This is a genomic window from Paenibacillus sp. 7541, assembly GCF_002276395.1.
Taxonomy (GTDB): domain Bacteria; phylum Bacillota; class Bacilli; order Paenibacillales; family Paenibacillaceae; genus Paenibacillus_AQ; species Paenibacillus_AQ campinasensis.
Map to the genome: position 1 here is coordinate 193,903 of NZ_NQLZ01000016.1, position 26,103 is coordinate 220,005.

A 26,103-nucleotide genomic window follows, 5' to 3' on the forward strand; every position below is an offset into this window, starting at 1 on the left:
CATGTTGCAATCCAATGGAAAGGAGGCCCATCATGCGTCGAGTCGAACGATTGCGGAATCTATACGAGTCGGCCATTGCAGAACTGACCCAAAGCGAAGAAGCCTGGAAAAGCTATTTGCGCTTTGCTTCTTCCATTTATAAATACTCCTTTGATAACACGTTGCTGATCTATAGCCAAAATCTTGAAGCCACCATGCTGGCTCCTTTGCCTGTCTGGAACCAAATCGGTCGTCGCGTGAAACACGGTGCAAAAAGCATCGCCGTCTGCGATTTCCGACAAGACCAACCTTCGCTCGTTCATTTATTTGATGTCACACAAACGACAGGCCGACAGCTTCACGCGCTTTGGAGTCTGGAGTCCATTGATCCAAATGAACTTGCCGGACGATTGACTTCTTATGATACGACCCATTTGAGCGAAGCCATCACCAGCTTGTCAAGGGAAGCTGCTATATCAACTATGGACGAGTTGTTCCAAGATATTGAACTGGATATTCAGGAACATTGGCTTGGTTCCATTCCTTGGCGCGGGCTGGAACAACACATGCAGGATTTGGTTCAAGACAGTATCCGTTTCCTCGTTCATTGCCGCTGCAAGCTGCCGGAACCGGAAGATGTGGACTTCTCCACCATTGTCCATTTCGATTCGCTGCCGCTTGCCGCCCGATTAGGGCATCAAGTGACGACAATAGCCCACGCCATGTTGAAAGACATCGCCCGTCACATCAAAATCCTCCATAACGAAAGGAGTTACTCTCATGAGCAACAGCAAGCCCAACTTGAATTATCGCCAGATCGACGGCCTGCTCTATCCCAATCTGCAAATCTCGAACGAACCGACAGCGGACGAGCAGCCGCTGGGCCGTTACGGACGGATGGCGCTGAATTACCTCCGCAACCATCACCCGCAGCGCTTTCTAATTCTTCAAATGCAAGGCGACCTGATGAAGAAAATGAGCGAAGTCGAACAAGAGGCCCTGAGCAAGATGGAATCCCTGACCGAACAGCTTCTCCGGCTCCGCCCGCTGCCACAGACCGACGATACACTGGAGAGGACGCACCATTTGAATCAGATCAGAGAGACCGCCGAGGAACTGATCTTGAACGACATCATATTCAAACCGAGATAACTTCATCCGAATCATCCCAGGAGCCGCTGGACAGCGGTTCTTTTTTTTCGCCTGAAACCGAGGATGACTTTGCCGAAAGCCGTTCTGCGGACGAGATGCTGGAAGTTCTGCTGCAAAGCGGCAAAGGGGGAGTCAATTTTAAAGCAAAAGTGTATCAATTCGTGACCGACAATCATCCTGTCAAAGCAACCGATCTTGCAGCCAGGCTTAAAACAATATTCGGTATTGGCGGTGCGTTAGGCGGATTTGATCATGGCTTACGCGGATACAACTCCAACAACAAAGGCATGGAACTGGAATGGATAGATGGCTTAGGCAGGCACGAAGCCACATTGACTTGGAACAAAGTCGCTGCCAAAGCTCTGCAACTGATTCAGGAAGGAAGATATAGCGAAAGCCTCCCTCCCTTTCCACCGAAAGAGCCGGAATGGACGTTATTCAGTTATACGGAGCAACTCGTAGAAAACGAGCAAGAGGAGCGGCGGGTTAGAAATGACTCGCCATTCGCCACGACACAAACCGAATTGGAACCCGCTTCATCTACGCCAGCGCCGCTTTCTCCTTCTCACGGCTCGGTTTCTGTCGCCACCGCTCCAGACATTGCTGTTCCCGCCGCAACCAACTACCGTTTCGAGCCGTCCCGCTCTCCTTACGTCTCTGGCCCAAAAAGCAAATACAAGCGCAACGTGGAAGCTATTCGGCTGCTCAAGCAATTGGAGACGGAGCAGCGCCAAGCGACACCAGAGGAGCAACATGTATTGGCCGGTTATGTCGGCTGGGGCGGCTTGGCCAATGCGTTCCATCCAACCGCATCGGGTTGGGAACAGGAATATGCGGAGTTAAAGCAATTGTTGGATGAAGGAGAGTACGCCGCAGCACGAAATTCCACGATTACTGCTTTTTATACGGAACAAACGCTGATCCGCCCCATTCACGACACATTGAAGCGCTTTGGATTGGCGGAAGGCGCAGGACGCAAGCTATTGGAGCCATCGATGGGTTCAGGCAACTTCTTTTCCGTTCTGCCGCCGGAATGGGAAAAAGCAGAGCTGCATGGCGTGGAGCTTGATTCTTTAACCGGACGAATCGCCCTCCAGCTTTACCCGAGTGCCAACATCCGTCTGCAAGGCTTCGAGACAGTGGACTGGGAGAGCACTCGCTTCGACGCCATATTCAGCAACGTGCCTTTTCACAATGTTCGTGTTTTTGACAAACGTTACACGAACAATTATCTCATCCACGATTACTTTTTCATCAAATCACTGGACTTGCTAAAACCCGGCGGCATCTTGGCCTTCATCGTCAGCAAGGGCACACTGGATAAACAAGATGCCAGTGTACGCAAGCTATTAGCTCAACAGGCTGAAATGATCGGCGCAGTCCGTCTTCCGAACACGGCCTTCCAATCGCTTGCCGGGGCAACCGTTACAACGGATATCGTCTTCCTGCAAAAACGTGCCGCGCCCATCCACTTCTCCAATGAAGAATGGCCCGAGTGGGTCGAAATTGGAAAGACAACAGACGATGTTCCCATTAATCGCTATTATTTACCTCATCCCGAAATGGTGCTTGGTCGTATGGTATGGGATCGCGGCATGTATGGCGCGGAGCAAACCACCGCTTGTGTCCCGCTGGAAGGGCAAGATTTTCTCCCTGATTTGGAACAGGCGCTTCATTCCTTGCAAGCAACCATCCCGCCTCCGGCTGCTTCATTCCCCTCTTTTCGATCATCGGAACACATGGATACCGTCGAACCAGAACGCCGCGGGGCACCCGTTGATGCTAAAAATTTCACGTATATCATCGAAGAAAACCGAATTTACTACTGCGAGAACGGTGAATTGCTTCTCCAGGATATCCAAGGCAAAAAAGCGGAGCGAATTAAAGGCTTATGCGAGATCCGAACCGCGCTGCTTGATGTCATTCACATTCAATCGCGGGAAGACGGATATGATGAAACCGAACTGACCACAGCACAACGGCGGCTTAATCAAGTGTATGACCGCTTTGTCAACTCGTATGGTGCGATTAACGAACGGGCCAACACCAGCGCATTTGCCGATGATGACCAACTGCCGCTTCTGCGTTCCATTGAAGATTTTACTCCCGAGAAAACATGGGTAAAAGCGGCAATTTTCTCTCGCCCGACCATTCGGCCGAATCGTCTTCCCGATCATACCGAATCTGTGCTTGAAGCGTTGCAAATTTGCCTCAACCAGCGACTGCGCATCGACTTGCCCTATATCGCTCATCTGTGCCATAAAACGACGGACGATGTTCGTGACGAACTGGGCGAACGCATCTATCTGAATCCGCAAACGTATACCGGTGATCTTGATGAAGGCTGGGAACTTGATGAAGAATATTTGTCCGGCAACGTGAAAGACAAGCTGGCCTATGCCACGTTGAAAGCGCAGGAACATCCTGACCTGTTTTCCCGAAATGTAGAAGCGCTGAGCCGTGTCCAACCCGCCCCTCTCCTACCCGGCGATATTGATTTCCGCATCGGAAGCCCCTGGATTCCGGTGCGGGTTTACCGAGCGTTTATGTATGAAACCTTCGGTACATCCAAGGTGTTGCAAGACAGCCAAACCGTAGATGTGGATTATCTGGAGTATACCAATACGTGGCGCGTGTCGGGCAAATCGCTGGAACGCTCCTCCATCCAAGTCAATCAGAGTTACGGCACAAGCCGCGCCAATGCGTATGAAATTTTTGAAAACAGCCTAAATCTGCAAAGCGTTACCGTTCGCGATCCCGTCACCTATTTGGATGCAAACGGCAACGAGCAAGTCAAATATGTCGTGAATGCCAAGGAAACCATGATCGCCCGTGCCAAACAGCAACAAATGCGGGAAGCCTTCGCGTCCTGGCTGTTTCGGGACAAAGACCGCGCCGATACGTTGCTGAAGATTTACAACGACAAGTTTAATACCATCCGTCCCCGTCACTATGACGGTGATCATCTGGTGTTCCCCGGTATGAACGAGGAAATGGCGCTGCGCAAACATCAGAAGGATGTTGCCGCTCGCATCCTCTATTCCGGCACTGCTCTGATGGCACACGAAGTCGGAGCTGGCAAAACGGCGGCCATGATCGCCGCCGGCATGGTCCTAAAGCGCGTTGGCGCGGTTCAAAAACCGATGTATTGCGTTCCCAACCACCTCACCGAGCAGTGGGGCCATGAGTTTTTGCGCTTCTTTCCAAGTGCCAATATCCTGGTCACCACCAAAAAGGATTTTGCACTGGCTAACCGCCAACGTTTCGTCTCTCGCATCGCGATGGGGGAGTACGATGCGATTATCATTGGGCATAGCCAATTCGAGAAAATCCCCATCTCCCGCGAACGGCAGGAACGCTTGCTGGAGGATGAGATCCGCAATGTCGCCCACATGATTGACCAGATCAAAAAGGAAAAGGGAGACAATTGGAGCATCAAACAGATGGTCGTCTTTGAGAATAATCTGAAATCCCGGCTTGCGCGACTGGTCAATGAAAAGAAGAAAGATGACCTGCTTACCTTTGAGCAACTTGGCGTCGATATGCTGTTTGTCGATGAAGCTCACGCCTATAAGAATTGCTTTACATTTACGAAAATGCGGAATGTTGCCGGAATCGGCAAAGCCAGCAGTCAGCGAGCGACGGACATGATGCTCAAATGCCAGTACTTGCAGGAAATGAATCAAGGCCGTGGCATTGTATTTGCCACAGGAACACCGATCAGCAACAGCATGTCTGAACTGTTTGTGATGCAACGTTATCTGCAACCCCAGCTTCTGCAAAAGCTTGGACTGAACTTCTTTGACAACTGGGCCGCAACCTTCGGAGAAGTGGTTACCTCTTTGGAAATTACGCCGGAAGGCAGCGGCTATCGGATGAAGTCCCGCTTCGCCAAGTTTCACAATTTGCCTGAACTGATGAACATGTTTCGGCTGGTGGCAGATATTCAAACCGCCGATATGCTCAATCTCCCGACTCCTCAGTTGAAAGACGGCCAAGCTACCGTTGTCGTCAGTGAGTGCTCACCTTTCCAGCAACAGATTATGGACGAGTTTGTGGTTCGTGCCGAGAAAATCCGCAACAATGACGTGGATGCGTCCGAAGACAACATGCTTAAACTCACGCATGAAGCCAAACTTATGTCGATTGATCCCCGCTTGTTGGACGAAGATGCTCCCGCCGATCCGCTTTCCAAACTGAATCGCTGCATCGGCCATGTTTTTGACATCTGGCAGCAAACGCAAGCGGATCGACTCACGCAAATGATTTTTTGTGACAGCGGTACGCCCAAGCCTGGACAGTTTAACGTTTATAATGAAGTCAAGACACAATTGATGCTGCGCGGCGTGCCAGAGCAGGAAATTGCTTTTATTCATGACGCCAAGACCGATGTACAACGAGAACAGCTTTTTGAAAGTGTGCGAAGTGGAGCCGTTCGTGTTCTGCTTGGAAGCACAGTGAAATTAGGAACGGGAACCAATGTGCAGGACCGGCTGATTGCCGCGCACCATCTGGATTGTCCTTGGCGGCCAGCCGACATTACGCAAAGGGACGGGCGTATTTTGCGCCAAGGCAACCGCAACGAAACCGTTCAAATTTTCCGCTACGTAACCAAGGGTACCTTTGATGCGTATCTCTGGCAAATTCAAGAGCAGAAGCTGCGCTACATTTCCCAAGTGATGACGGGTAAAAGCATTTCCCGCTCCTGTGAGGACTCTGATGAAACGGTGCTGACCGCAGCCGAAGTGAAAGCTGTAGCCACGGGGAATCCGATGTTGGCTGAAAAGATGCATGTGGACAACGAGGTTGCCCGCTTGAAGCTGCTAAAAGCCAACTGGCAAAATGAACGCATCATGTTAGAAAACAGAATCAAGCAGCAGCCGCAACGGATTGAAAACATGCAACAAGAGATGCAGGATTTACAGGCGGACATTCAATTATCCCGCACAACCATGAACCACCCATTTGCCATCGAGCTGGATGGGAAAACATTTACGGAACGCCCAAAGGCAGGCGAAATGCTTCTTCTTCTTTTCAAGATGACAGCCTTGCAGCCCGATGAATCCCTACGAATTGGGGCTTTTCGAGGGTTTGACCTCAACTTTACTCGGCAATCGCTGTATAACATGTATTTGGAGATAAAGGGAACCAAAAGCTACGCCGTCGATTTAGGAGATTCCGAGCTGGGCAACCTTTCCCGAATTGAGCATGCCATCGATAAAATCCCTGCCTTGTTAACAAAAGCGGAGCAAAAATACAACGATGTTCATGATCAGTTCATCGCTGCCCAGAACGAAATCGATAAACCGTTTGAATTCGATCAAAAGTTACAGCAGATGGTAGCGCGGCAATCTGAAATCAATTCGGCACTGGAGTTTGAGGAATTGCGAGGACAGGAAATCGTAATGGATGCAGGAGAAGAACGTTCTGAGCTTGAGCACCAGGAACGTGCAGAGGAAATGGTGATGGAGGATTAGCTAATCATAACCAGCAAAAAAAGACCGCTCGAAGATGAACGGTCGTCATTTTACTCAATGCGATTTTTCCCGTAATTGATCGATTTTGTCAGGAGAGAAGCCAGTAGCGGCAGCGATGACCGCGGCGTCCACCCCCAAGTCAATCATACGTTTGGCCACTTCTTCTTTCCCTTCGATTTTGCCTTCGTATCTTTCTTCTTTTCTTATCTTTTTTAACGTTTGTTCCAAACCCATAATAGCTGCGCCTCCCTTCACGTTTTTCACAAGTTCTTCAATATACGATTCGCCTTCAGGCAACTGTTGTTTCAAAACATTCGACATCCAGGCCACAAACTTCTGCTGGCTGTCTTCCGGCAATTGTTGAATCGTATGCATCAGCTTGCCGAGTCGTTCCAATAATTGTGCCTGATCTTCCGTTTGATCGAGCAAAAAAACTGAACCAATCGTATTGGACAAGGACAGCAATTCTTCTTCGGTATATCGAGCCACATCAATGAGTAAATATTCAAAATCCAGCAATTCAGAACCAAACATCTGTTCATGGTTCAGCAACTTTCGGAACTGCCGCTCAGCGCCCCATCTCTTCTTTCCATTATACAACACAATCGGCACAATGGGCGGTAGACGAAACGTTTTTCGATTGGCCCCAGCTTGTTTGTCGTCATTCAACAAGTATCGCCAAATCTCCACCTGATAAAGCAACAGACGATAAGGCATCCGAAAATCTACGCTGGACTGCATTTCCAAAAGCAAATAAAATACAACGTCCTGACCATTCAAGTTCACCCGATAAACCAAATCAGCTTCCTGACGCTTGAAGTCCTGAAGGACAAAGGAATGCGGAATCTCCTGTACGTTGGTTTCATCGATATTCTGCACCCATCCTTTATGAACAAAAGAACGGAGCAATTCTACAAATAGCTTCTTGCTGGAAAGCAGAAAGCGATACGACGTATCATGACGCTGGTGTATTGTTTCCTCACGGTCATCGGCATTCAATCGTATCACCCCAATCGGTTTCTTTCCTTTATTATATCGTTGATCTTATGGAATAACAACGAAACAGAGACGACAGAACAAGGCAAAGCTTTTATCTTGTACCCAAGCAAAGGATTCCGGCTAACCGCGTCGCGTTAATCGCATTTGCCTCTCAAACGAATCCTTTTTCGTTTCGCATGGATATGGAGGGAACGACGATGAAAAAAGGAATGCCCTTTAGCAAGGAACAAATTTCCAGAGCAAATCGTGTCAATCTCATCGACTTTGCCAAGTCAAACGGCTATATCCTCGAAAATGGAGGCCGCCGCGCCTTACATGCAAAGCAAAGCGGCGGCCTCTACTTCTTTAAAGACAACAACAAATACTATCATTTCTCGACCGATACCCACGGTGGGCCTATCGATTTTGTCATGCAGTTCTGGAATATGGAGTTTAAAAAAGCTGTGGCTTATCTCTTGGAAAGCGAGTTGCCACAATACCAACCGACATCTCAACCTGTTAAAGAGCAAGGCCAACTTGTACTTCCTGAAAAAGCGCCTAACTTCAGGCGGGTCGCTTGGTATCTCATTCATGTTCGAGGCATTGATCCAGAAATTGTGTCTTGTCTGATGCATGAGAAAAAGTTATATCAAGACAAATCCGGAAATTGTGTTTTTGTCGGATACGATCATGAAGGAATGGTCAAATATTGTTCCCTGCGCGGCACAAGATTGGAGCACCCTTTCAAGCAGGATCGACCTTATTCAGATAAAAGCTATCCGTTTCATATCGTTGGGAACAGTCATAAGGTTTATGTATGTGAAAGTCCTATTGATGCCATGAGCCACGCGACTTTAGCCAAATTAGCCAGTCAGGATTGGAAGACTGATCACCGAATTTCGCTAGGATGCCTATCCGATCAGGCTTTGAAACGCTTTCTACACTACTATCCAAACATTGCAGAAATTGTTTTTTTCCTTGATAATGACAAGGACGCCACATTCCAAAACGGCAGCCCTGCCCCTAATTGGGGACAAGAGGCCGCCTTAAATTTTGTAAAGAAATATCTTGATTTGGGTTATACTTCCGTTATAGCAACACCCGTTACTGAGGATTTGAATGGAGACTTGCTAGCTTATCATAATATAATTCATAATAAAGAAAGATGTGGAACCCTAGATTACGGTATTGAGTTATAAATAATGAATTTAGAGGCTCATATCATTATAATTTTATAGAAAAGCAGTTTCTTTAATGTTGTCAATGTACTCTCACTTTTTTGAGCTCTGTCTTTTATTAACTTTTGACTTCCACAAGTTCGGCGTCTAATAGTTTAATAATAGTTTCCGCTTCTTTTTCGAAGTCAAAATCTGGTTGACCTTGGCGAGCATAGTACGAAGAAAATCTGCCAAGAATATCTTTTACTATTGAATCTTGTATTCTAAGTTCTGGAGGATAGAACTCAACGTTTAATTCTTCAGGTGAATAATTAATTACTTTTCGAAAATTAATGTATCCACCTTCAAAAATACTGTTCTTCGGGAGCCAATGATAGTATTCTCTACCGTTATTTTTTATAGCTGGTAATAAGGCTTTTTTTCTTTTGGCTGCACCTGTAGAGCCTATAGCTTCGAGACTAACAATTTTATAATCATCAATTTCACAAAGCATTACTCTATCAGTTTTCATCTTTCCATTATGTACAGCCAAATCACATGGAGGGGATAGAACTACATAGTAAAGATCATCCTTTTTATTTTTCAAAATACATCCTGTTCTAACTCTAGTTGTAAGCGGAGGAGCAATATAAACTTCTTCTGTGCTATACAAAGGTGTGTTATCTTCAAGTAGTTCATGAATGTGCGCAATTGCATAACGTAACAATATAGTTTCTGTGTCATTGCCTTCTTCCTTCAATTTTTTCCATGTATCTATTTTAGGATAGAGGTTTTTCCAAAACACCCGCTTCATTGTTTCTTCAAGTATTCCTTTTCCACCCATTACTTTAAATAGTCCAGTATTCGATATATCTATTATGGATTGAACGCCAACCTCTGGTTAAAGCCGAATGTCTTCTCCACCTACCAAAGTCGGGTACACTTCACGCCCATCTGGTACCCCGGTGGTTCCTATACCCCGATTACGCGTGTATTGGATGCTTGGACACCAGACGGGATGCTCACGTTACAACTTCAAAGTTCAATCACAATATCTGATAACTTGTTCTCCGATTGGCATATCGCTCCACTAAAATAATGAAAGGATGGTGCTGCTTCCATGCTGCTGCCGATCCTCATCCTGCTCTTCTGCCTCATAGGCGGAGGAGCAGTTCTATTTTTCCTCCGAACCAGCAAGCGACGATCGCAAGCGACGAGTGATGCGGCTGATCAAACGGCGCAACAATTCGTCAACGTTCAAGATATTCAAGGACATTTCCTGTTTACATTGGACGGCTGGGTACTGTCTTACCTTCGCCTCTTTCCAATCAGCCTTGACCTGTTAAGCCTCGCAGAAAAGCGGCTTCTTATCCGAAAGCTAACCGCCGAGCTTTCTTCTATTCGATTCCCCTTTAAATTTCTGGCTGTCAGCCGACCGGTCGATATTTCCCCCTTAATTACCGATCTTTCCTCCTTGCTCCCCTCCGCCGATGCTACACAAAAAGAACTGCTGCGACAAGAATTGATGGAGATGAACACGTTGTCTCTATCCGGTGAAGTGGTTGAGCGGCAATTTTATTTGACGCTCTGGCAACGACAAGAACAGGGCGATGAACGCAACTTATTGGACAAGGCTAAACGACTTGTCCAGCATTTTGAAGATGCCGGAGTGCAGGCTCAACTTCTTAAGCAGCAAGAGATTGTTCGACTATGCAATTTGGTGAACAATCCGGCTTACAGTCACCTCGATCAAGATGACCCAGAGGAAGCCATCCCATTTTTATTTTTCAGGGAGGGATAACGCATGGACCCATCAACGGCTAAGTTACTAGCGCAACTTGCCGCAAAATTGGCTGCTGACGAAGAAGCGCGCAAACGTCTCCTCCTTCTAATCGCCGTTCCTATTGTCGCGCTTTTGCTTCTCGTCGCCATGATTTTACAACTGTTAACTTCACCGATTGAATCCCTCAAAATCTGGCTCACTCCCAATGAAGCTCCAATTGTTGAAGATTTACGCTCCGATTACGGATACACGCAATTGTTGCAAGCAGATGAAGAGGGTTACAAGGAAAGCAATGGCCAGCAATACGAAGGTGTCGTATTCCAGGACGGCGGCCGAGAAGTCGTGTACTTTAACCAACTAGATATCCGATGGGCAGACAAGCCTTACGGCCCAAACGATACGATTGGTGTTGCAGGTTGTGGCCCGACTTCTCTTTCCATTGTGGTCTCCACGCTAACCGGTCAAACGGTTGATCCGGTCACCATGTCCAAGTGGGCCTATGACAATGGCTATTTGGCAGAAGGCACCGGCAGCTACCACAGCTTGATTCCAGACGGAGCCAAACATTTTGGGTTACAGGTAACTGGTGCGACCGTTAAGGATAAGCAGACCATCGTCGATGCTCTGGGTGCCGGTAAGCTCGTTATCGCCATTATGGCCAAAGGGCATTTCACTTCATCCGGCCATTTCATTGTTCTGCGCGGCGTTACGGAAGATGGGCACATTTTAGTCGCTGACCCGGCTAGCAAGAAAAGGAGCGAGCAGTCTTGGGATTTCAATATCATCCTAACTGAAGCCCGACAAAACGCTGGGGCGGGCGGACCGTTTTGGATCATTTCATGAAAGGAGTTGGCACTTCTTATGTCACGCAATGCTAACGTATCCTCTAATGCATCTCTGTTGAACGCCATTACACCAATGGGCCTTGGTTTTTCACGTGCGGGCCTTACCGTCGGAGAAGAGGCAGCTAAAATGTATGGCGTCATCCAATACCCGCAAAAAGTGGACATTGGCTGGCTCTCCCCTCTCACCAATCTGCCTGCTACGATGGTCGCCATCGGTTTTCAGCCGATTGACAACAGCGCCTTAATCAATGCTATTTCCAAGTCCATTACCCAAAAACGCAGTCTGGCCGACAGCGCCAAAGACCCGCTTACCCGCCAGCGGGCAGAAAAAGCGGCAGCGGACGGCGAGCAAATCATGCTGCAAATTGACCAAAACGGCGAAACGGTAGGACTCATGAACATGGTCGTCATGCCGTTTGCCCATGAAGAAACGCTATTCAACCGAGCTTGTCGCCGCGTTGAAAACACATTCAGCATGATGCGCTGTAAAATTCGCACGCTTGCTCATCTTCAGAAAGAAAGCTACACCCATTTGTCGCCTTTATATCCTGCTCAGGAGCCAATCGAAAATGTATTGAACAAAATCATGCCGATGAGTACCTTCGTGGGTGGTTTTCCGTTTGCCAGCAGTGGCTTCAATGATGGAACCGGCTATTACCTAGCCAAGGACGCCAGCGGCGGACTGATTATTGTTGATCTATGGCGGCGCGGCGGGGATCGAACGAATTCCAACATCGTGGTGATGGGCATAGCCGGTGTGGGCAAATCGACGGCGGTTAAACATATTGCGCTTAGCGAGTACATGAAAGGAACCAAAATCATTTTCGTGGACCCCGAATCCGAGTACAAAGAGCTAACTCTGCGCTTAAACGGCGATTGGATCAATGCCGGCGGCGGCGCAGGCGGAAAGATCAATCCGTTGCAAATTCGCCCAGCTCCTCGTGACGATGATGACGAGGAGCATCCGCTCTATAAGGATGAAGGAAACGGCATGTCGGATATGGCCTTGCATCTCAAAAATTTGGAGATATTTTTTAATCTTTACATCCCTGACCTTACAATGATGCAAAAAGCCGTTCTCAAGCAATGTTTAATCGAGCTATATCATCAATTTCAAATCACATGGACCACCGACATCACTAAACTGAATTCCGTGGACTTTCCAACGTTTTCTGATCTCCACAACCTTATCTCTGCCAAGGAACAAGCGACACAGGATGACATCTATAAAGAATTATCCCTGCTGTTGCACGATATTGCACACGGCGGGGATTCTTTTTTATGGAATAGCCACAGCACCATTCAAACCCGCAGCCGCTGCATTTGTCTGGATACGCATTCGCTTCAAAATACGTCCGATAACATCAAGAGAACGCAATACTTCAATTTGCTATCCTGGTGCTGGGAGCAGATGTCGCAGGATCGGAATGAACGGGTACTGCTAATCTGTGATGAATCCTATCTCATGATCGACCCGAACGTTCCGCAAAGTCTAGTTTTTCTTCGGAACGTCGAGAAGCGAGCACGGAAATATGAAGCGAGTTTGGCCATTATCTCTCACAGCGTCGTGGATTTTCTGGCTCCTGAAGTGAAGATGTACGGTCAAGCGCTGCTCGATATTCCTTGCATCAAAATCCTGATGGGAACCGATGGACAAAACCTCAAAGAAACTCGGGAACTGTACAACTTAACTGAAGCTGAAGAGGAGCTTCTCGCCAGTAAAAAGCGCGAACACGCTCTGCTTATGATCGGCTCCAAACGAATGCACGTTCACTTCGAGATTCCCGAGTACAAGTTTGCTTATATGGGAGCCGCAGGAGGACGATGAATGATGAATAAAAAGAAGCAACTCATCGAGCTTTTCATTTATATTGTCATCGTAATTGTAGGATCAATCCTATTGTTTATGAAAGAAGGATGACCATGATTCTGTATCTGACCAGCAATACGAATGTGAATTTACTGGATCAATTAGAGACGGAGCAAGAATTGCCGGTAAAAAAGCTGACCGGACAATTCTCGCTTCTATCCTTTGTGGTGAAAGACATGCGGCATTTTAGTCACGTTCGATACGTAACGATTGATCGGAAAGCCGTAATGGAATCTGATGAGGAAATGCTTCAAGCTCTGTTATCGTTTCAAACGATGTATGAAATTCGAATCATTGTCATTGCCGAAGGGCTGCCGGAGAGTAGCCCTTTTCTTCAACAACTGATCCGGGCTGGAATCACGAATGTAGTAACTTCAAAAAGTATTGAGACGATGTTATTAGAAATACAAGATTGTTTTTCGGAGCAAGGGATGCAGCGTTATACTCATTCTGTTTCCTTTGAACCAGTAGAGGCAACGTCGGAAACAAATCAACCTGATGAAGAGAAATATATTTTTGACTGTAAGAACATTCGAATTGCCATAGCTGGTAGCGATCGACGGGTAGGCGTTACGACAACGGCAATGAATTTAGTTTTTTGGATTCAAGCCCATGGAGGGAATGCCTGTTATTTAGAAGCCAATACGAGCAAGCATTTGGCTCACATTATCCATCTGTTCGAGCCGGAGAAATCGGGGAACTCTTATGTAATTGAGGGGGCTAATTTTTATTTAACCCCTGAGTTTGATCGCGATTATAACTTTATTGTGACGGATTGTGGAGTTTTGGGTGATCCTAGGGTACAAGAATCCTTTATACAAGCAGATATTCGTATACTTTGCGGCTCGGCTATGCCTTACGAATTGCCGATGTTTTATCGGGCTATAGAGCGATGCAAAGACCTGCCTGTACATGTAATAGGATTATTTGTACCTGAAAGTTTACACTCCTACTTGCTTCAAATGATAAGAAACGACATTCTTTTCGGAGATAACTCTCACGACCTATTTGATTCTGTAGTAAACAGTCGGATATATAGACTATTTTGAAAGAATATACGTTGCGTTATTCAAAATCAGATTGATACAAATATGAGTATTAGTATTTTCAAAAAAGCATGCTTGGAAAGTTCCTTGAATCGTGGAGGAAGATGTCAGAATGGACTGCCATCTTCCTTTTCAATCTTTACTACTTTTCCATGCAGTATAAGCGATTGTAAAAACGGCGGCAACCAGAAACACCAACCACCCAGGATGCCAAGCATTCCAAATAAAACCGATCGCCAGGAAAACAACAGCTGCCAAGGGCCAAATTACCGCATGAATCCAGCCATGTTTGCTCGATTCCTCATCTTTCTCATATTCCTTTACATATTCTTCATTGTTGGTAACCAATCGTTCGCCCTCCAATGCCGACCCTGCAATAATGAACAAGTACACAGCAGATGCCCATGCCAGCGGCATTAGCACTAAGAGGGGATCTCTATCAGCCTGACCAGTGTCGTTAGTCAAAAAAGGGATCCCAAAACTTAATATAATGATCACAATTCCGGTGACGATTAATATTCCATACCTTTTACGATTGACCAAGTTTTTCTGTCTAAAATCTTTAATAAACGAATCATCAAAAACTAATGGTTGTGTTTCAAGTTCCTTGTACGCTTTTACGCTAAAGCCTTGCCACACCAAGATAGCCACTCCAACAGCAACGACCATCATAAACAACACATAGCTAAACGCTTCTTGAAAATACATAGGCAATAAGATTGAGGCTATAAGAATAGCCACTCCGGCGGCGATTTTTTTGGCACCCTGCTTCTTACTTAAAAGATAGGCTTCCACAACTTCCTGACTGGCATAATAGCCTTCCTCAGTCGTTCCGTGTTCTCCAATGGACTGATCTTCATCCTTTAACAGGTAATCGAGCGAAACCTGGAATAGCCTGCTCATTTTCACCAGTTTTTCTGTTTCCGGAAATCCTTGACCGTTCTCCCATTTACTAATTGCTTGTCTGGAGACTTGTAGCTTTTCAGCAAATTCCTCTTGGGACCATCCTTTTTGTGCCCTCAGCTTTTTTAGTTTTTGATAAAATTCCATTCTCTTCACCTCACCCTTATCGTAAACCGACAGCCACTATTTATCTATCTATCAGAGGTTGCAACCTTGCCATTTTCCGGTTGCACCTTCGCTTTTTTTGCGTAGCATCGCGATTTTACTCGTTGCAAACACTCGTTAAGCGAGTTTTTGCAGGTGAGATAGCTAGATAGTAATTCTGTAATCAAACCCATGCAGTTACTAATCCGGGTTGTTGCCTCTCCATTCGAATTCCTCCATCCATTTCCACGCAGGTGCGTTCTACGAAAGGCAGAGCTCGCCTGTCAGTCGGTCAGTCGAATAGCCAGACAAACACAGCCCCTCTTGTTAACCGCGAGTTGCTCCTTTCATTTTTGAAGCAAAGCTTTTGTCAGATTCGAAATTTCCTCGATGATAAGTCCAGGTTCATGGTGATGCACATAGTGGCCCGCGCTATCTAATATTATTTGTTTGCTGTTTGTAGACCATTCCGCCAACGCTTCCTGAGACTCCGACCACCCCTGGATCGCTTGCTGATTGATTCCCGATGTGAACCAAATTAGCGGAAGATCCCCAAGATGACCGGCCTCGATTACTTTTTTAGCATTAGACTGCAGATGCAGCATTTCGTCAATGACTGTGTCATTCGAAAAATTTTTCAAGAACATCGCAAGCTGCAATTTCTTGAGCGACTCAGGAATATGTTGCCCATATCCTTCTTCTGGCTGAAGCAAGGTATCGGTAACGGAATCAATATGGGATAGCATACGCAGCACGCCGGTGTTTTTCAACGTTTGCATGATCTTTTGAGCTGCTTTCGAAGGTGTCTCATAGGTCTCGTAAAATGTTGGATTGCCAGCATCAAGCAGAACAATACCCGCAACTTCTTCCGGATGTATCTGGGCAAAGCGAATAGTTTCCAGAGATGCAATGGAATGTGCGACAAAAAGATAAGGGCCCTTCTCCCCGCTCTCATGCAATAAGGTGTGCAATTCTTGCGTAATGATATCAATATCCCTTGGAACCGATGTTTGATCACTCCAGCCATAACCAAAGCGATCATAAACTACCACCCTGGCCTGCTCCGAGAGTTTCTCATGCAACGGGTAGAAATCCACATATGGATTTTCCGTGCCATGCCCCGAAGCCAACACAATGGTCATATCTCCTTCACCTTGTGCGTACACATGCATCTGTTTCTCTTCGACCTCAACCATTGTGCCCAATGGCGGATATCGGGTGGCTTCCGCCTGCTTGCTTCGATCTTGGTAATTGGAACCCGCGATTCCTGACACTACAAGCACCAACACGATAATCAGCACTACTTTCGGCCATCGCTTCTTAAACAACTTTGATTTTTGTTCTGATGCCATACTCAACCCTACTTTCATTTGTTGTTCGTTCATCCCGTTCCAACGAGCTTCATTTGCAATCTTATCTCAATCATGCTATTATCATTATATAAAATAATAATAGATAGTCAAGCAATCCTTATCGTTGCACTTTCAGCAACCTATACAAATACGAGGTGATACTTGTGAAAAAAACCGATTTACTGCTTCATCCTGTACGGATGCGAATCATTCAACAGCTGCTTGCGGGAAAACCTCAAACCATTATGCAATTGGTGGAAGCACTTGGGGATGTGCCGCAAGCAACCTTATACCGCCATATGAAGCTGATGCTGGAATCCAACTTGATTGAAGTTGTCCAAGTCAACAAAATACATGGACAAGAAGAACGCGTCTATGCTGCCGTACAAGAAAATTTGTCCATTTCAGAAAGTGAAGCATACTCCGCTTCTCAAGAGGACCATCTGCGGTACTTCTCCGTCTTCCATACCAATCTGCTGCAACAGGCAACCGCTTATCTGAGCAAAACACCGGTTAAGCAGTACGCGGCAGACGGATTCGGCTACTGGAATGCACCGCTCCATATGACGGATGAAGAATTTGCGTCCTTCGTTGCAACCATCAATGAGCTGCTGGACAAGGTTGCGGCGAATAAGCCAACTTCTGAGCGAAAAACGCGACTTTTTGCTTCGATGATGATTCCGCAACCTCAAAAACCACCAAGTAAAGGAGAATAACGATGAATACTCAATTTCATTTTGACGCTGCTGAAGTCGTCTTGTCGTTTTCCGGGTTAGCAGCCATTACAGGTTTCAAGCGCAAATTGACAATTCCTTATTCCGCGATTATGTCCGTGCAGACAGGACCATTCCAAGAGCGCGTCACGGCATTGCCAACTGGAGGGGTATCTCTGCCCTTTTATCGGACTGGACGCTTTCTCCATAACGGAAAACGCACCTTTATGGCCTACTCGAAACGACATTCAGTCGTCATTCTCGAATTAGCTCCTTCGTCTTTATACCAGCGTATCGTTGTGGAAACCGAACAGCCTGAACAAATCAAGCAGCAGTTAACGGCCCGCTGTCAGCATTTATAATCTGCCTATTCTGAAACATAACTTAACGATTTTCGATAATATGACACGTATGCAAGTCCGCGTCGACGACCCGTTTGCATCCGTCTATCTGAAGTATGTCAATGAAGAAGAAATTTATGAACTGATCCGTAATTTGACAAAAGATTATAGCTACTATATACTCTTCCTCATTGAAATTGCAAATGGAGGGGATTTTTTGATCAAGGCTGGAAAATGGCTATTCTTTCTCGTCGGTATAATCGTTTTAGTGTCATGTGCATCATATTTGGAAGCTGAACCTGAAGAAAAAGAATTTGAATTTGACGGAACTACATTAAACGTGATACAGAATAGTATTCCAACCGATCTTTTTGCCGAAGAACGTGAAAATGTGAAGGTAGTGAGAAAACTACACGTTAAAAACGGCTCGGTTGACGCAGACTGGAGCTTGGTCGACAATACGTTGAACTTGAAAGCCACTTGTTTTGGTCTAGCAAATTGTGATGCACGATTCGAGGTCTACGTTCCTCTTGATGTGGAGGTTCTCCGCAATGGAAAGCCGACGCAGCTTACCGGAAAAGCTGAATGATCTACAATGTGAATATCAGTCGTGCTTGAGGATTTCTTAAAGATTGTAGCAATCTACAAGAAATATAGGAATCGTCAATATGGCATACTATTATCCTGTCAATGGAAAGGAGTTTTGAAAATATGACCAATCCTACCGCTGAACGTTTTATACAAGAGTTGCAGCAACATCAAAATGAAGCGGAAATCGAAAAAATGAAAAAGTTTTTTAAAGGTTCCGATGAAAACACAAAGTGCTTAGGTCTCAACATGCGCACGGTATTCCAAATTGCTAAGCAATTTACGGATATGCCTTTAACCGAAGTCGAACAGCTTCTGGAAAGTGATTATTATGAAGTGAGAATGGGCGCCGTGAGCATTATGGATTTTCAGGCCAAGTCCAAGAAAATCTCCGACGATCAAAGACAGGCACTGTACGAACTGTATATAAGGAGACATGATCGAATCAACAACTGGGACTTTGTTGATCGTGCCGCGCCATCTGTAGTCGGAAACTATTTGCTGGATAAACCGAAGGATAAACTGTACGAAATGGCACACTCCTCTGATATTTGGGAACGAAGAACAGCTATGGTAAGTACGTATAGCTTTATCAAACAAGGAAACACCGAGGACACCTTTGCCATCGCTGAAATACTGGTAAACGATCCGGAAGAATTAATTAACAAGGCAGTTGGCAGTTTTATTCGTGAAGCCGGCAAAAAAGACGAAGAAAAGCTGAAGTCTTTCCTGAATAAGCACGCTCGCACCATGCCCAGAACCACCTTAAGGTATGCAATCGAGAAGTTTGATAAAAGTACAAGAGACTACTACTTAAATTTAAAGAAGAGTTAGCGTTATAATAAAGTAGATCATTAAAGGCAGCCCTTCTTGTCCAAAAGGGCTGCCTGGTTTTATTATGTCGCCCATGAATGCACATTTTTAGCCGATGAGCGCATGACAGAACAGAAAGCTCAGTAAAATGTTTTTAATTCCCGACTTCTGCTAAACTTATATGCGGCAATCAGAAAGAACATCAATGCGAAGGCCAGCAAAATAACAAGATTCAACAAGACGTCACTGAGCATACTGCCCTCCTGCAGTTGACCAATCGTTTCAAGCAGCCAATATTGCGGCAAAAATTCTGCGATACTTTGCATGTAAGTCGGCATGACCTCTACCGGGAACATGCATCCGGCCAAAAGACTAGTCGGAATAATGATCAAGGTCTGCCAGGCGTTGGCCTTCATCGAATTGTCCGCAAGTGCAACGATCATGAGAGACAAGCTGACCGCTACCAGGGCAAAAAACATCAAAACGATAAACAGCAGCCAAGCCGATATGCCCGGGCTCATTTGAAAAAAGACCATCATAACTAGCAATGTAACTCCAATTTGGAGCATCATGACCAGCATGTTTACAATCATATTGGATGCTGTATACATATTGCCCGTCACAGGCGCGCACAACAGTCGCTGATAAGTTCGGTTTTCTTTTTCCTTGATCATTATTCCAGATAAACTGACCGCGGAAAACATCATCAAAATAAGCAGATAACCAATCGACTGTTTAGACATGCTGTTTGATACGGATTGATCTTCAATTTGAACAGTAGACAACTGAAAATCACTTTCGTTATATTGTTCGTACAGCACCCTGAAATCCTCCTCGCCTTGCGCCACGTCACCTATAGCCGCAATTCTGGCGATCCACATGTTGAAATACGACTTGACATATGACGTGACCGCTTGTCCTTGGATCGATACGATTCGAACGTTCTGAGGATTTCCGCTGCTCAAAGTCGAGGCAAATCCGTCTGGAAAAATGAATACGGCATCCAGTTCTCCCGCCACAAGGCGTTCGTTCATTTCCGACTCGCTGATGATTTCTGTAGATACATTATCCAAATTGTCTACGAAAGAGATCGCATCTTTCGTAAGACTTTGCTCGCCATCTTGATTGACGATCCCAATGTACAATGCACTGGTAGACGAATTTGCAAACATTAGAGAGGCAAGTACAATACCGATGACGGGCAACAGCAAATAAACAACCCAATTTCGATAATTTTTAAATGTCGTTATCAAGGTTTTTCGTACAAGCCAAATCGTTTGTTTCAATTTACAGCCCCTCCCGCCTGCGCAGTAAATATGTCGTCGCAATTAATAACAATGCGGCGCCGCAAATATTAAACAGCATAGCCTGAGTGGCGGCAGAACTCGCTTCTGTGTATATGGCTTGGAAGATACCTTGATTCGTCCAGCCAAGCGGAGACATATTCGCCAACACCCCCAGAAAGCCACCAGCATCTTGAATGGCAAAATAAGCGCCGCCGAAAAAAGCTTCCAGCTGAACGATGATCATAAGCACCACTCCAGATGCGCTGCCTTGAAGCAAATAACCCATCCCGATGCCGAGCGAGAGAGCAAACACAATTTGCGAGAACAAGACAGCAAATACCAAAGCAAGTCGCTCGCCCCAATAGGCTTCGAACATCATCGAGCTAAAAAAAACAATAAGGATAACAAACATGGCGTTCAAGAAAAACGTTCCGGCAATTTTACCGATAAAAATTTGCAGTCTTGTAACAGGTGCTGCCAGCAACCGCAGCGCTGTATTTCGCTTCCGTTCGCTCTCCATTAGCTGCCCGGCCGTCAAAGCACTAAAAAGGATGATTAATGTTGTCATGGTGATCGCATAATAGTCCATTGCACCCGGCTGCCTGTCGGCATGTATGGAAACCTCCTCTACATGATTGATTACATTGTCTATGCTTTGCGCCGCTGTATCGTCCACTCTTTCCCTTCCTGTGATCACGGTTTCGAGATTGTATCCCATAGCAAATGCGGTAAGCATTCCTTTAACCATACTATTTTCAAGTTCGCTGCGATCGTTGCCATAGTATTCTATCCCGTCGCCAGAAATCGTCACATACCCCGTGTAGCGACCGTTCTGTACATCCTGTACGGCTGCTTCATAGCCCCTCCCCGCTTGTTCAAAAAAGAACCCGGACTGCTCCGCTACTCGAACAAACGACTCCCAAGATTCCTGAAGCATACTATCACCGGTTTCAAGCTGAGTAAGCAACCTTATTTCATTAATCTCAGCACTACTGTTAAAGGCATTGCTGAGCACCGTCCCCAAAATGAACATAAGCAAAAGGGGAGTCGCCAGCATAAATACCAACATTTTCGGATCACGAAACGTCTTCAGCTCTTTCAGTGCGATTCGTAAAACGTTCAACGGCTGCACCTCCTTAACTTCCAGTTTTCATGTTTATTCACGCAAACTTCGGCCTGTCAGCGTCAGAAAGACCGTTTCCAGACTAGGCCGCATCGTCTTTATAGAAACAATTTTCACATTTTCACTGATCAACATGCGAATAATGTCATTCATGTTGTTCACTTCCGCAGCCGTACTTATAATGACTTTGTCATCTGTCATATGGGCGGTATTCACGCCCACAATGCCTTGCAATTTTTCTGCGCGAAAGTGTTCCGCAGATCGAACCTCGATTTCAATTTGAGTTTGCTCTGCAATAATGCTCTTGAGCTGTTCTTTGGTCCCTTCCACGATGATTTTCCCATGATCGATAATGGCGATGTGTGAACAAATTTCCTCTACTTCATCCATGTAGTGGCTTGTATAAATAATCGTGCAGCCCGCTTCATTCAACTTTTTGACGGATTGCAAAATATAGTTTCTCGTTTGTGGGTCGATCCCCGCAGTCGGTTCATCCATGATGATCAATTGAGGCTGATGGGCGATGGCACAAGCAATATTCAGTCTCCTCTTCATACCCCCTGAAAATTTTTCCGGATAAACATGCTGTTTGTCCGTGAGTCCGACAAAGTCCAGCGCCTTTGCCACACTCTTCTTCAATTTATCTCCTCTTAATCCATACAACCCGGCAAAAAAAGCTACATTGTCATAGGCGCTCATGTTCTCATATATAGCCAGTTCTTGAGGTACAACGCCAATGTTCGCCTTGGCAAATTTACGGTGCTTGGCGATATCCTTTCCAAGTAGCTTGATCTTCCCATCCGTAACGGTCAGCAGCGAGACGATCATATGAATCGTTGTGCTTTTTCCGGCTCCGTTCGGACCAAGAAAGCCGAAAATTTCTCCCTCCTTTACGGAAAGGGAAATATGGTCTACGGCGATAAAATCACCGAACTTTTTCGTTAATTTCTCAATCTCAAGCACATTCATCTGAGCATCCTCCCCTCCATGATAGGGTTATCATATAAAAAAGGATGCACCTGTACCAGTGCACAAGTTCATCCTTCCCCATGAGATTCTTCACATTTTTTATAAGGGATCAGCGTTGTTACCGAAAAGCCGCCTGAACCGTCGACAATAACCGTCCCTCCGATGGTGGAAGCCCTCTCTTCCATCCCGATGATACCCATTCCTTTGATTACTTGCCTTTCTCCATTGCCGTTATCGGAGACCATACATTTAATCATCGTATTCAACACCTGAATATGGACTGTCACGACGCTGGCCTGTGCATATTTCATCGTATTTGTTAACGATTCCATCATGTTCTCCTCGAAGATCTTCCAGTGAATCGGGGCAATCCTATCGAGATTGCCTTCATGCGTCAAGAATATTCGAATCGGTTGCGTTGCGGAAAATTGCTCGGTAAGCCGTTTCATGCGGCGCAATCCAAGCTGTTCCGTCAGCGGCTTCATATTTTTGAGCACGAGACGAATGCGCTCAATGCCTTCTTTGGAGATATGGATGGCATTCTGCAGCAATTCGGCCGTTTTTGCAGGATCGTTATCCATCAGCCGCTTTGCTGCCTCCATTTGAATCAAGGCTCCTGTCATGGAGTGGCCGATTTGATCATGAACCTCCTGCGACAGTCGGTTGCGTTCCTCCAGTTTATAAGCATGCTCCGCTTGCCTCATAAATTCTTCATTTTGCGCCAACCGCACCGTTAGCTGATGTATATCGTTTCTCATCCGGTCCGTTTCATCAGATAAATACTGCACCTTGCTTTCGTAAATGTTTAGCATCGTCAAAAACACAAACCCCAGTGCGGCAAACAATCCGTAGTCCAGCAGCCATTCATTGGGCAGGACGACAAGCGGGATGAACACAATAGCCGCTCTGAGCCAATGATTTCGAAACAGCTGTGCGGCCAACTCATACAAATTAACAGGAATAAGCACAACCAAAAGCGGATACAGAGCATAATGGAAAACAACCAGAACAGCGATGGAGCATGCTATCATGACGAGCTTCAGGTATCTTCCGATCAAATGAAAGGAAATATTCAAGCTTACATAGATCAGGATAAACAACTTCATCCATGGTGATACAACAGCACCGGACATAAAGTATGAAACGACCGCATAGAGCAGCATCATGACTTTGAGGCTGATGATCCACAATTCCAACTGGTTATGCTTCATCTACTTACCTTCCCCGGTCAAATAATAAATCGCGATTTGGGTACGATGCGCGAAGCCGGTCTTGCCCAATATCGAAGTAACGTGGTTGGCAACCGTCCCTTCAGATATAAACAGCTTTTCTGCAATTTCTCTGTTAGTCAAACCTTTCGCGATCAAAGCCATAATCTTCAGTTCTCTCTCGGTGAACGGGCTAGTGTCAAAGCTGTATCCCGCATTTTTCGCCCCATCTTCATATCTCGGACTAAGGCTAAATCCGGATCTCATCTTATCCAAAACCGTATCTTGCAACACATGGTGGCCGTTGTACACTGTTCTTATCGCATCGCGTATTTTTTCAGGATCGTTATTTTTCAGCAAATATCCGCTGGCACCGTATTTTAATGCATCCTCAATGAAGGTGTCGTCATCAAAAGTGGTCAATATTAAACACTTAGCAGAAGTGCGTTCCCTGATAAGCTTAGTTGCTTCCAGCCCATTCATGTTAGGCATACGCACATCAAGCAAAGCGACATCTACAGTATATTGCTCACAATACTTGACGGCTTCCTGTCCATCCATAACCGTCGCAAGAACCTCAAACTCCTCAAACGTGGATAAAATGATTTTCATCCCCTCACGTATAAGGGAGTTGTCATCCGCGACAATAACTTTTATTTTCAATAAGTCCACCCCCATTCCGATGATTAACAATAGGATAACACCCTAACTAGAACATCGCATAGTGGTAGGCGAAATAGAGGGGAAGTTCTTTATGAGCAACAGTTGTTACTGTCAGTCAACTTCAAGATCCACCTCCCATTGCATCCTGCGGCGAAAATCCAAAGTAATGTGTTATGTATGGATGCAAAAAAACATTTATATATGTCAATAGATGTCGTATTAGGCTTCTATAATGTGAATAAGAAGAAAGGAGACCTGAATTTTGAGCTGATCCGTAATTGGACAAAATACTATAGCTACTATATACATTTTTCATTGAAATTGCCAGGGTTGACATCAACCTCTCTCTGAGCCGATGTTTGATCCCTCCACTACAAAATCGAACAACTGAAGTTGGAACGGCTTCTGGGAAGTGATTGTTTTGGGATGCCCATACCACTTTAAGATACGCAATCGAAGAAGTTTGATAAAAGCACAAGAGACTACTGCTTAAATTTAAAAAAGAATTAGCCTTAATGTTTAAATTGAGCGAGAGAGGTAGAAAGTGATGAAGCCTTTATCAGGAAAAGTAGCTTTGGTTGCTGGAGGAACCCGGGGAGCGGGCAGAGGCATCGCCATTGAATTGGGAGCAGCAGGTGCAACCGTCTACGTGACAGGCCGTACAACACGGACGAGGCGCTCTGAATACAACCGACCGGAAACGATTGAAGAAACCGCTGAACTCGTTGATCTGGCCGGCGGCACCGGAATTGCGGTGCAAGTCGATCACCTCGATCCCGTTCAGGTTCAGGCTTTAATCGCAAGAATTGAACGCGAGCAAGGTCAACTGGACATTTTGGTTAACGATATTTGGGGCGGCGAATATATGGTGGAGTGGAATGTCCCCGTGTGGGAACATTCATTGGAAAACGGGTTGCGTATGCTCCATCTGGCCATAGACACCCATATCATTACAAGTCATTACTCGCTGCCGCTACTCATCCGCAAGCCGGGCGGGCTCGTTGTGGAAGTCACGGACGGCACGAAAGCCTATAATGAAACAAACTACCGGTTGTCGTTATTTTACGATTTGGCGAAGAACTCCGTCATCCGAATGGCCAAGTCTTTGGCGCATGAACTTGCCCCTACCAAGGGAGTGCCCTCTCTGTATCGCCAGGCTGGCTACGCTCAGAAATCATGCTGGAGGAATACGGCGTAACCGAAGCAAACTGGAAAGATGCGCTCGTCCGCGAACCGCATTTCATCATTTCCGAAACGCCACGCTTCATTGGTCGCGGGATCGCGGCATTGGCTAATGATTCACAATCCGCTCGCTGGAGCGGACAATCGACATCAAGCGGTGAGCTTGCCAACGAATACGGGATAACGGATCTCGACGGCTCACGGCCGGATGCTTGGCGTTACATCGTCGAAGTTCAGGATGCGGGCAAGCCGGCAGATGCTAAGGGGTACCGGTAAATCTCAGCCCCTTGATTACATTGAGCAGTCTAAGATATACTATAAAAATAATGACATCAGGCCGATGATGAGAATCCAACTCGGAGGCGTTTTCGTCAAGGGGAAAAATTCCCCCTAAGTTAACCGGGTCCGCCCGTTACCGTGGAACTGAGTGGATTGAGCAGTTTATGCTGTTCGATCAATTTGGGTGGCACCGCGAGAATAGCGCTCTTCGTCCCAATCGGACGAGAGCGCTTTTTATATTCTCATTAAAAG

20 protein-coding genes and 1 pseudogene are annotated in these 26,103 nt (G+C 46.0%); 12 read left to right on the top strand and 9 right to left on the bottom strand.

Translation table 11 applies throughout. From position 1 onward, the window contains the following. The first annotated feature begins 32 nt into the window (after positions 1–32). Positions 33–6,608 carry a helicase-related protein gene (locus CHH75_RS25595; RefSeq protein WP_483310925.1) on the top strand — a complete coding sequence of 2,192 codons (6,576 nt, stop codon included), beginning with the start codon at positions 33–35 and terminating at the stop codon, positions 6,606–6,608. Between the two features lie 54 nt (positions 6,609–6,662). On the opposite strand, the gene CHH75_RS11535 is transcribed toward CHH75_RS25595, so the two are convergent. Beyond that, complete coding sequence (locus CHH75_RS11535) at positions 6,663–7,607, bottom strand: Rpn family recombination-promoting nuclease/putative transposase (protein ID WP_095398192.1); 945 nt, start codon at positions 7,605–7,607, stop codon at positions 6,663–6,665. Between the two features lie 197 nt (positions 7,608–7,804). On the opposite strand from CHH75_RS11535, the gene CHH75_RS11540 reads away from it, so the two are divergent. Next, positions 7,805–8,785: a DUF3991 and TOPRIM domain-containing protein gene (locus CHH75_RS11540; RefSeq protein WP_176475532.1), complete on the top strand. Its 981-nt coding sequence runs from the start codon at positions 7,805–7,807 to the stop codon at positions 8,783–8,785. Between the two features lie 97 nt (positions 8,786–8,882). On the opposite strand, the gene CHH75_RS11545 is transcribed toward CHH75_RS11540, so the two are convergent. Next, entirely contained in the window at positions 8,883–9,587 is a 705-nt protein-coding gene (locus tag CHH75_RS11545; RefSeq protein ID WP_141235831.1) for a hypothetical protein, read from the bottom strand. 39 nt (positions 9,588–9,626) lie between these two features. On the opposite strand from CHH75_RS11545, the gene CHH75_RS25600 reads away from it, so the two are divergent. From CHH75_RS25600 to CHH75_RS11570, 5 genes are all read left to right on the top strand, one after another. Further along, positions 9,627–9,842 (top strand): DUF8195 domain-containing protein, encoded by a 216-nt coding sequence (locus CHH75_RS25600; protein ID WP_483310926.1) that lies wholly within the window; start codon positions 9,627–9,629, stop codon positions 9,840–9,842. 21 nt (positions 9,843–9,863) lie between these two features. Further along, the gene (locus CHH75_RS11555; protein ID WP_095398195.1) at positions 9,864–10,544 is read left to right on the top strand and encodes a hypothetical protein; all 681 of its coding nucleotides are present in this window, start codon (positions 9,864–9,866) and stop codon (positions 10,542–10,544) included. A gap of 3 nt (positions 10,545–10,547) precedes the next feature. Then, positions 10,548–11,369 (top strand): C39 family peptidase, encoded by an 822-nt coding sequence (locus CHH75_RS11560; protein WP_176475533.1) that lies wholly within the window; start codon positions 10,548–10,550, stop codon positions 11,367–11,369. Positions 11,370–11,387: 18 nt separating this feature from the next. After that, positions 11,388–13,199, top strand: a complete 1,812-nt coding sequence (locus tag CHH75_RS11565; RefSeq protein WP_095398196.1) for a VirB4 family type IV secretion system protein — start codon at positions 11,388–11,390, stop codon at positions 13,197–13,199. Positions 13,200–13,294: 95 nt separating this feature from the next. Then, positions 13,295–14,290 (top strand): hypothetical protein, encoded by a 996-nt coding sequence (locus tag CHH75_RS11570; protein WP_255223019.1) that lies wholly within the window; start codon positions 13,295–13,297, stop codon positions 14,288–14,290. A gap of 129 nt (positions 14,291–14,419) precedes the next feature. Here the strand turns inward: CHH75_RS11570 and CHH75_RS11575 are convergent, their stop codons facing one another. Continuing rightward, positions 14,420–15,337: a helix-turn-helix domain-containing protein gene (locus tag CHH75_RS11575; protein ID WP_095398197.1), complete on the bottom strand. Its 918-nt coding sequence runs from the start codon at positions 15,335–15,337 to the stop codon at positions 14,420–14,422. A 344-nt stretch (positions 15,338–15,681) separates the two neighbouring features. Then, complete coding sequence (locus CHH75_RS11580; RefSeq protein ID WP_176475534.1) at positions 15,682–16,686, bottom strand: alpha/beta hydrolase; 1,005 nt, start codon at positions 16,684–16,686, stop codon at positions 15,682–15,684. A gap of 164 nt (positions 16,687–16,850) precedes the next feature. Between CHH75_RS11580 and CHH75_RS11585 the strand changes: the two genes are divergently transcribed. The 4 genes from CHH75_RS11585 (at position 16,851) to CHH75_RS11600 (ending at position 19,162) form a co-directional block, all read left to right on the top strand. Beyond that, positions 16,851–17,402, top strand: a complete 552-nt coding sequence (locus CHH75_RS11585) for a helix-turn-helix domain-containing protein (protein ID WP_095398199.1) — start codon at positions 16,851–16,853, stop codon at positions 17,400–17,402. Positions 17,403–17,404: 2 nt separating this feature from the next. Further along, positions 17,405–17,761, top strand: coding sequence for a PH domain-containing protein (locus CHH75_RS11590; protein WP_095398200.1), 357 nt, complete (start codon positions 17,405–17,407; stop codon positions 17,759–17,761). Positions 17,762–17,894: 133 nt separating this feature from the next. Then, complete coding sequence (locus CHH75_RS11595; protein ID WP_141235832.1) at positions 17,895–18,329, top strand: hypothetical protein; 435 nt, start codon at positions 17,895–17,897, stop codon at positions 18,327–18,329. Between the two features lie 122 nt (positions 18,330–18,451). Beyond that, positions 18,452–19,162, top strand: coding sequence for a DNA alkylation repair protein (locus CHH75_RS11600; protein ID WP_095398202.1), 711 nt, complete (start codon positions 18,452–18,454; stop codon positions 19,160–19,162). Positions 19,163–19,281: 119 nt separating this feature from the next. On the opposite strand, the gene CHH75_RS11605 is transcribed toward CHH75_RS11600, so the two are convergent. From CHH75_RS11605 to CHH75_RS11625, 5 genes are all read right to left on the bottom strand, one after another. Next, entirely contained in the window at positions 19,282–20,427 is a 1,146-nt protein-coding gene (locus tag CHH75_RS11605; RefSeq protein WP_095398203.1) for an ABC transporter permease, read from the bottom strand. A 1-nt stretch (position 20,428) separates the two neighbouring features. Next, on the bottom strand, positions 20,429–21,550 hold the full coding sequence (locus tag CHH75_RS11610) for an ABC transporter permease (RefSeq protein ID WP_095398204.1): 1,122 nt from the start codon (positions 21,548–21,550) through the stop codon (positions 20,429–20,431). A gap of 33 nt (positions 21,551–21,583) precedes the next feature. Further along, complete coding sequence (locus tag CHH75_RS11615) at positions 21,584–22,519, bottom strand: ABC transporter ATP-binding protein (protein ID WP_095398205.1); 936 nt, start codon at positions 22,517–22,519, stop codon at positions 21,584–21,586. Between the two features lie 68 nt (positions 22,520–22,587). After that, the gene (locus tag CHH75_RS11620) at positions 22,588–23,730 is read right to left on the bottom strand and encodes a sensor histidine kinase (RefSeq protein ID WP_095398206.1); all 1,143 of its coding nucleotides are present in this window, start codon (positions 23,728–23,730) and stop codon (positions 22,588–22,590) included. Further along, entirely contained in the window at positions 23,731–24,405 is a 675-nt protein-coding gene (locus tag CHH75_RS11625) for a response regulator transcription factor (protein WP_095398227.1), read from the bottom strand. Positions 24,406–24,937: 532 nt separating this feature from the next. On the opposite strand from CHH75_RS11625, the pseudogene CHH75_RS11630 reads away from it, so the two are divergent. Further along, positions 24,938–25,848 (top strand): annotated as a pseudogene (locus CHH75_RS11630) (SDR family oxidoreductase). Positions 25,849–26,103: the final 255 nt, after the last annotated feature.

Bases quoted from the DNA above. Each gene is read 5' to 3' on its own strand.
- CHH75_RS11600 (WP_095398202.1), top strand. From the start codon at position 18,452: ATGACCAATCCTACCGCTGAACGTTTTATACAAGAGTTGCAGCAACAT.
- CHH75_RS11555 (WP_095398195.1), top strand. From the start codon at position 9,864: ATGCTGCTGCCGATCCTCATCCTGCTCTTCTGCCTCATAGGCGGAGGA.
- CHH75_RS11565 (WP_095398196.1), top strand. From the start codon at position 11,388: ATGTCACGCAATGCTAACGTATCCTCTAATGCATCTCTGTTGAACGCC.
- CHH75_RS11625 (WP_095398227.1), bottom strand. From the start codon at position 24,405: ATGGGGGTGGACTTATTGAAAATAAAAGTTATTGTCGCGGATGACAAC.
- CHH75_RS11570 (WP_255223019.1), top strand. From the start codon at position 13,295: ATGATTCTGTATCTGACCAGCAATACGAATGTGAATTTACTGGATCAA.
- CHH75_RS11560 (WP_176475533.1), top strand. From the start codon at position 10,548: ATGGACCCATCAACGGCTAAGTTACTAGCGCAACTTGCCGCAAAATTG.
- CHH75_RS11540 (WP_176475532.1), top strand. From the start codon at position 7,805: ATGAAAAAAGGAATGCCCTTTAGCAAGGAACAAATTTCCAGAGCAAAT.
- CHH75_RS11545 (WP_141235831.1), bottom strand. From the start codon at position 9,587: ATGGGTGGAAAAGGAATACTTGAAGAAACAATGAAGCGGGTGTTTTGG.
- CHH75_RS11620 (WP_095398206.1), bottom strand. From the start codon at position 23,730: ATGAAGCATAACCAGTTGGAATTGTGGATCATCAGCCTCAAAGTCATG.
- CHH75_RS11580 (WP_176475534.1), bottom strand. From the start codon at position 16,686: ATGGCATCAGAACAAAAATCAAAGTTGTTTAAGAAGCGATGGCCGAAA.
- CHH75_RS11575 (WP_095398197.1), bottom strand. From the start codon at position 15,337: ATGGAATTTTATCAAAAACTAAAAAAGCTGAGGGCACAAAAAGGATGG.
- CHH75_RS25595 (WP_483310925.1), top strand. From the start codon at position 33: ATGCGTCGAGTCGAACGATTGCGGAATCTATACGAGTCGGCCATTGCA.
- CHH75_RS11615 (WP_095398205.1), bottom strand. From the start codon at position 22,519: ATGAATGTGCTTGAGATTGAGAAATTAACGAAAAAGTTCGGTGATTTT.
- CHH75_RS11590 (WP_095398200.1), top strand. From the start codon at position 17,405: ATGAATACTCAATTTCATTTTGACGCTGCTGAAGTCGTCTTGTCGTTT.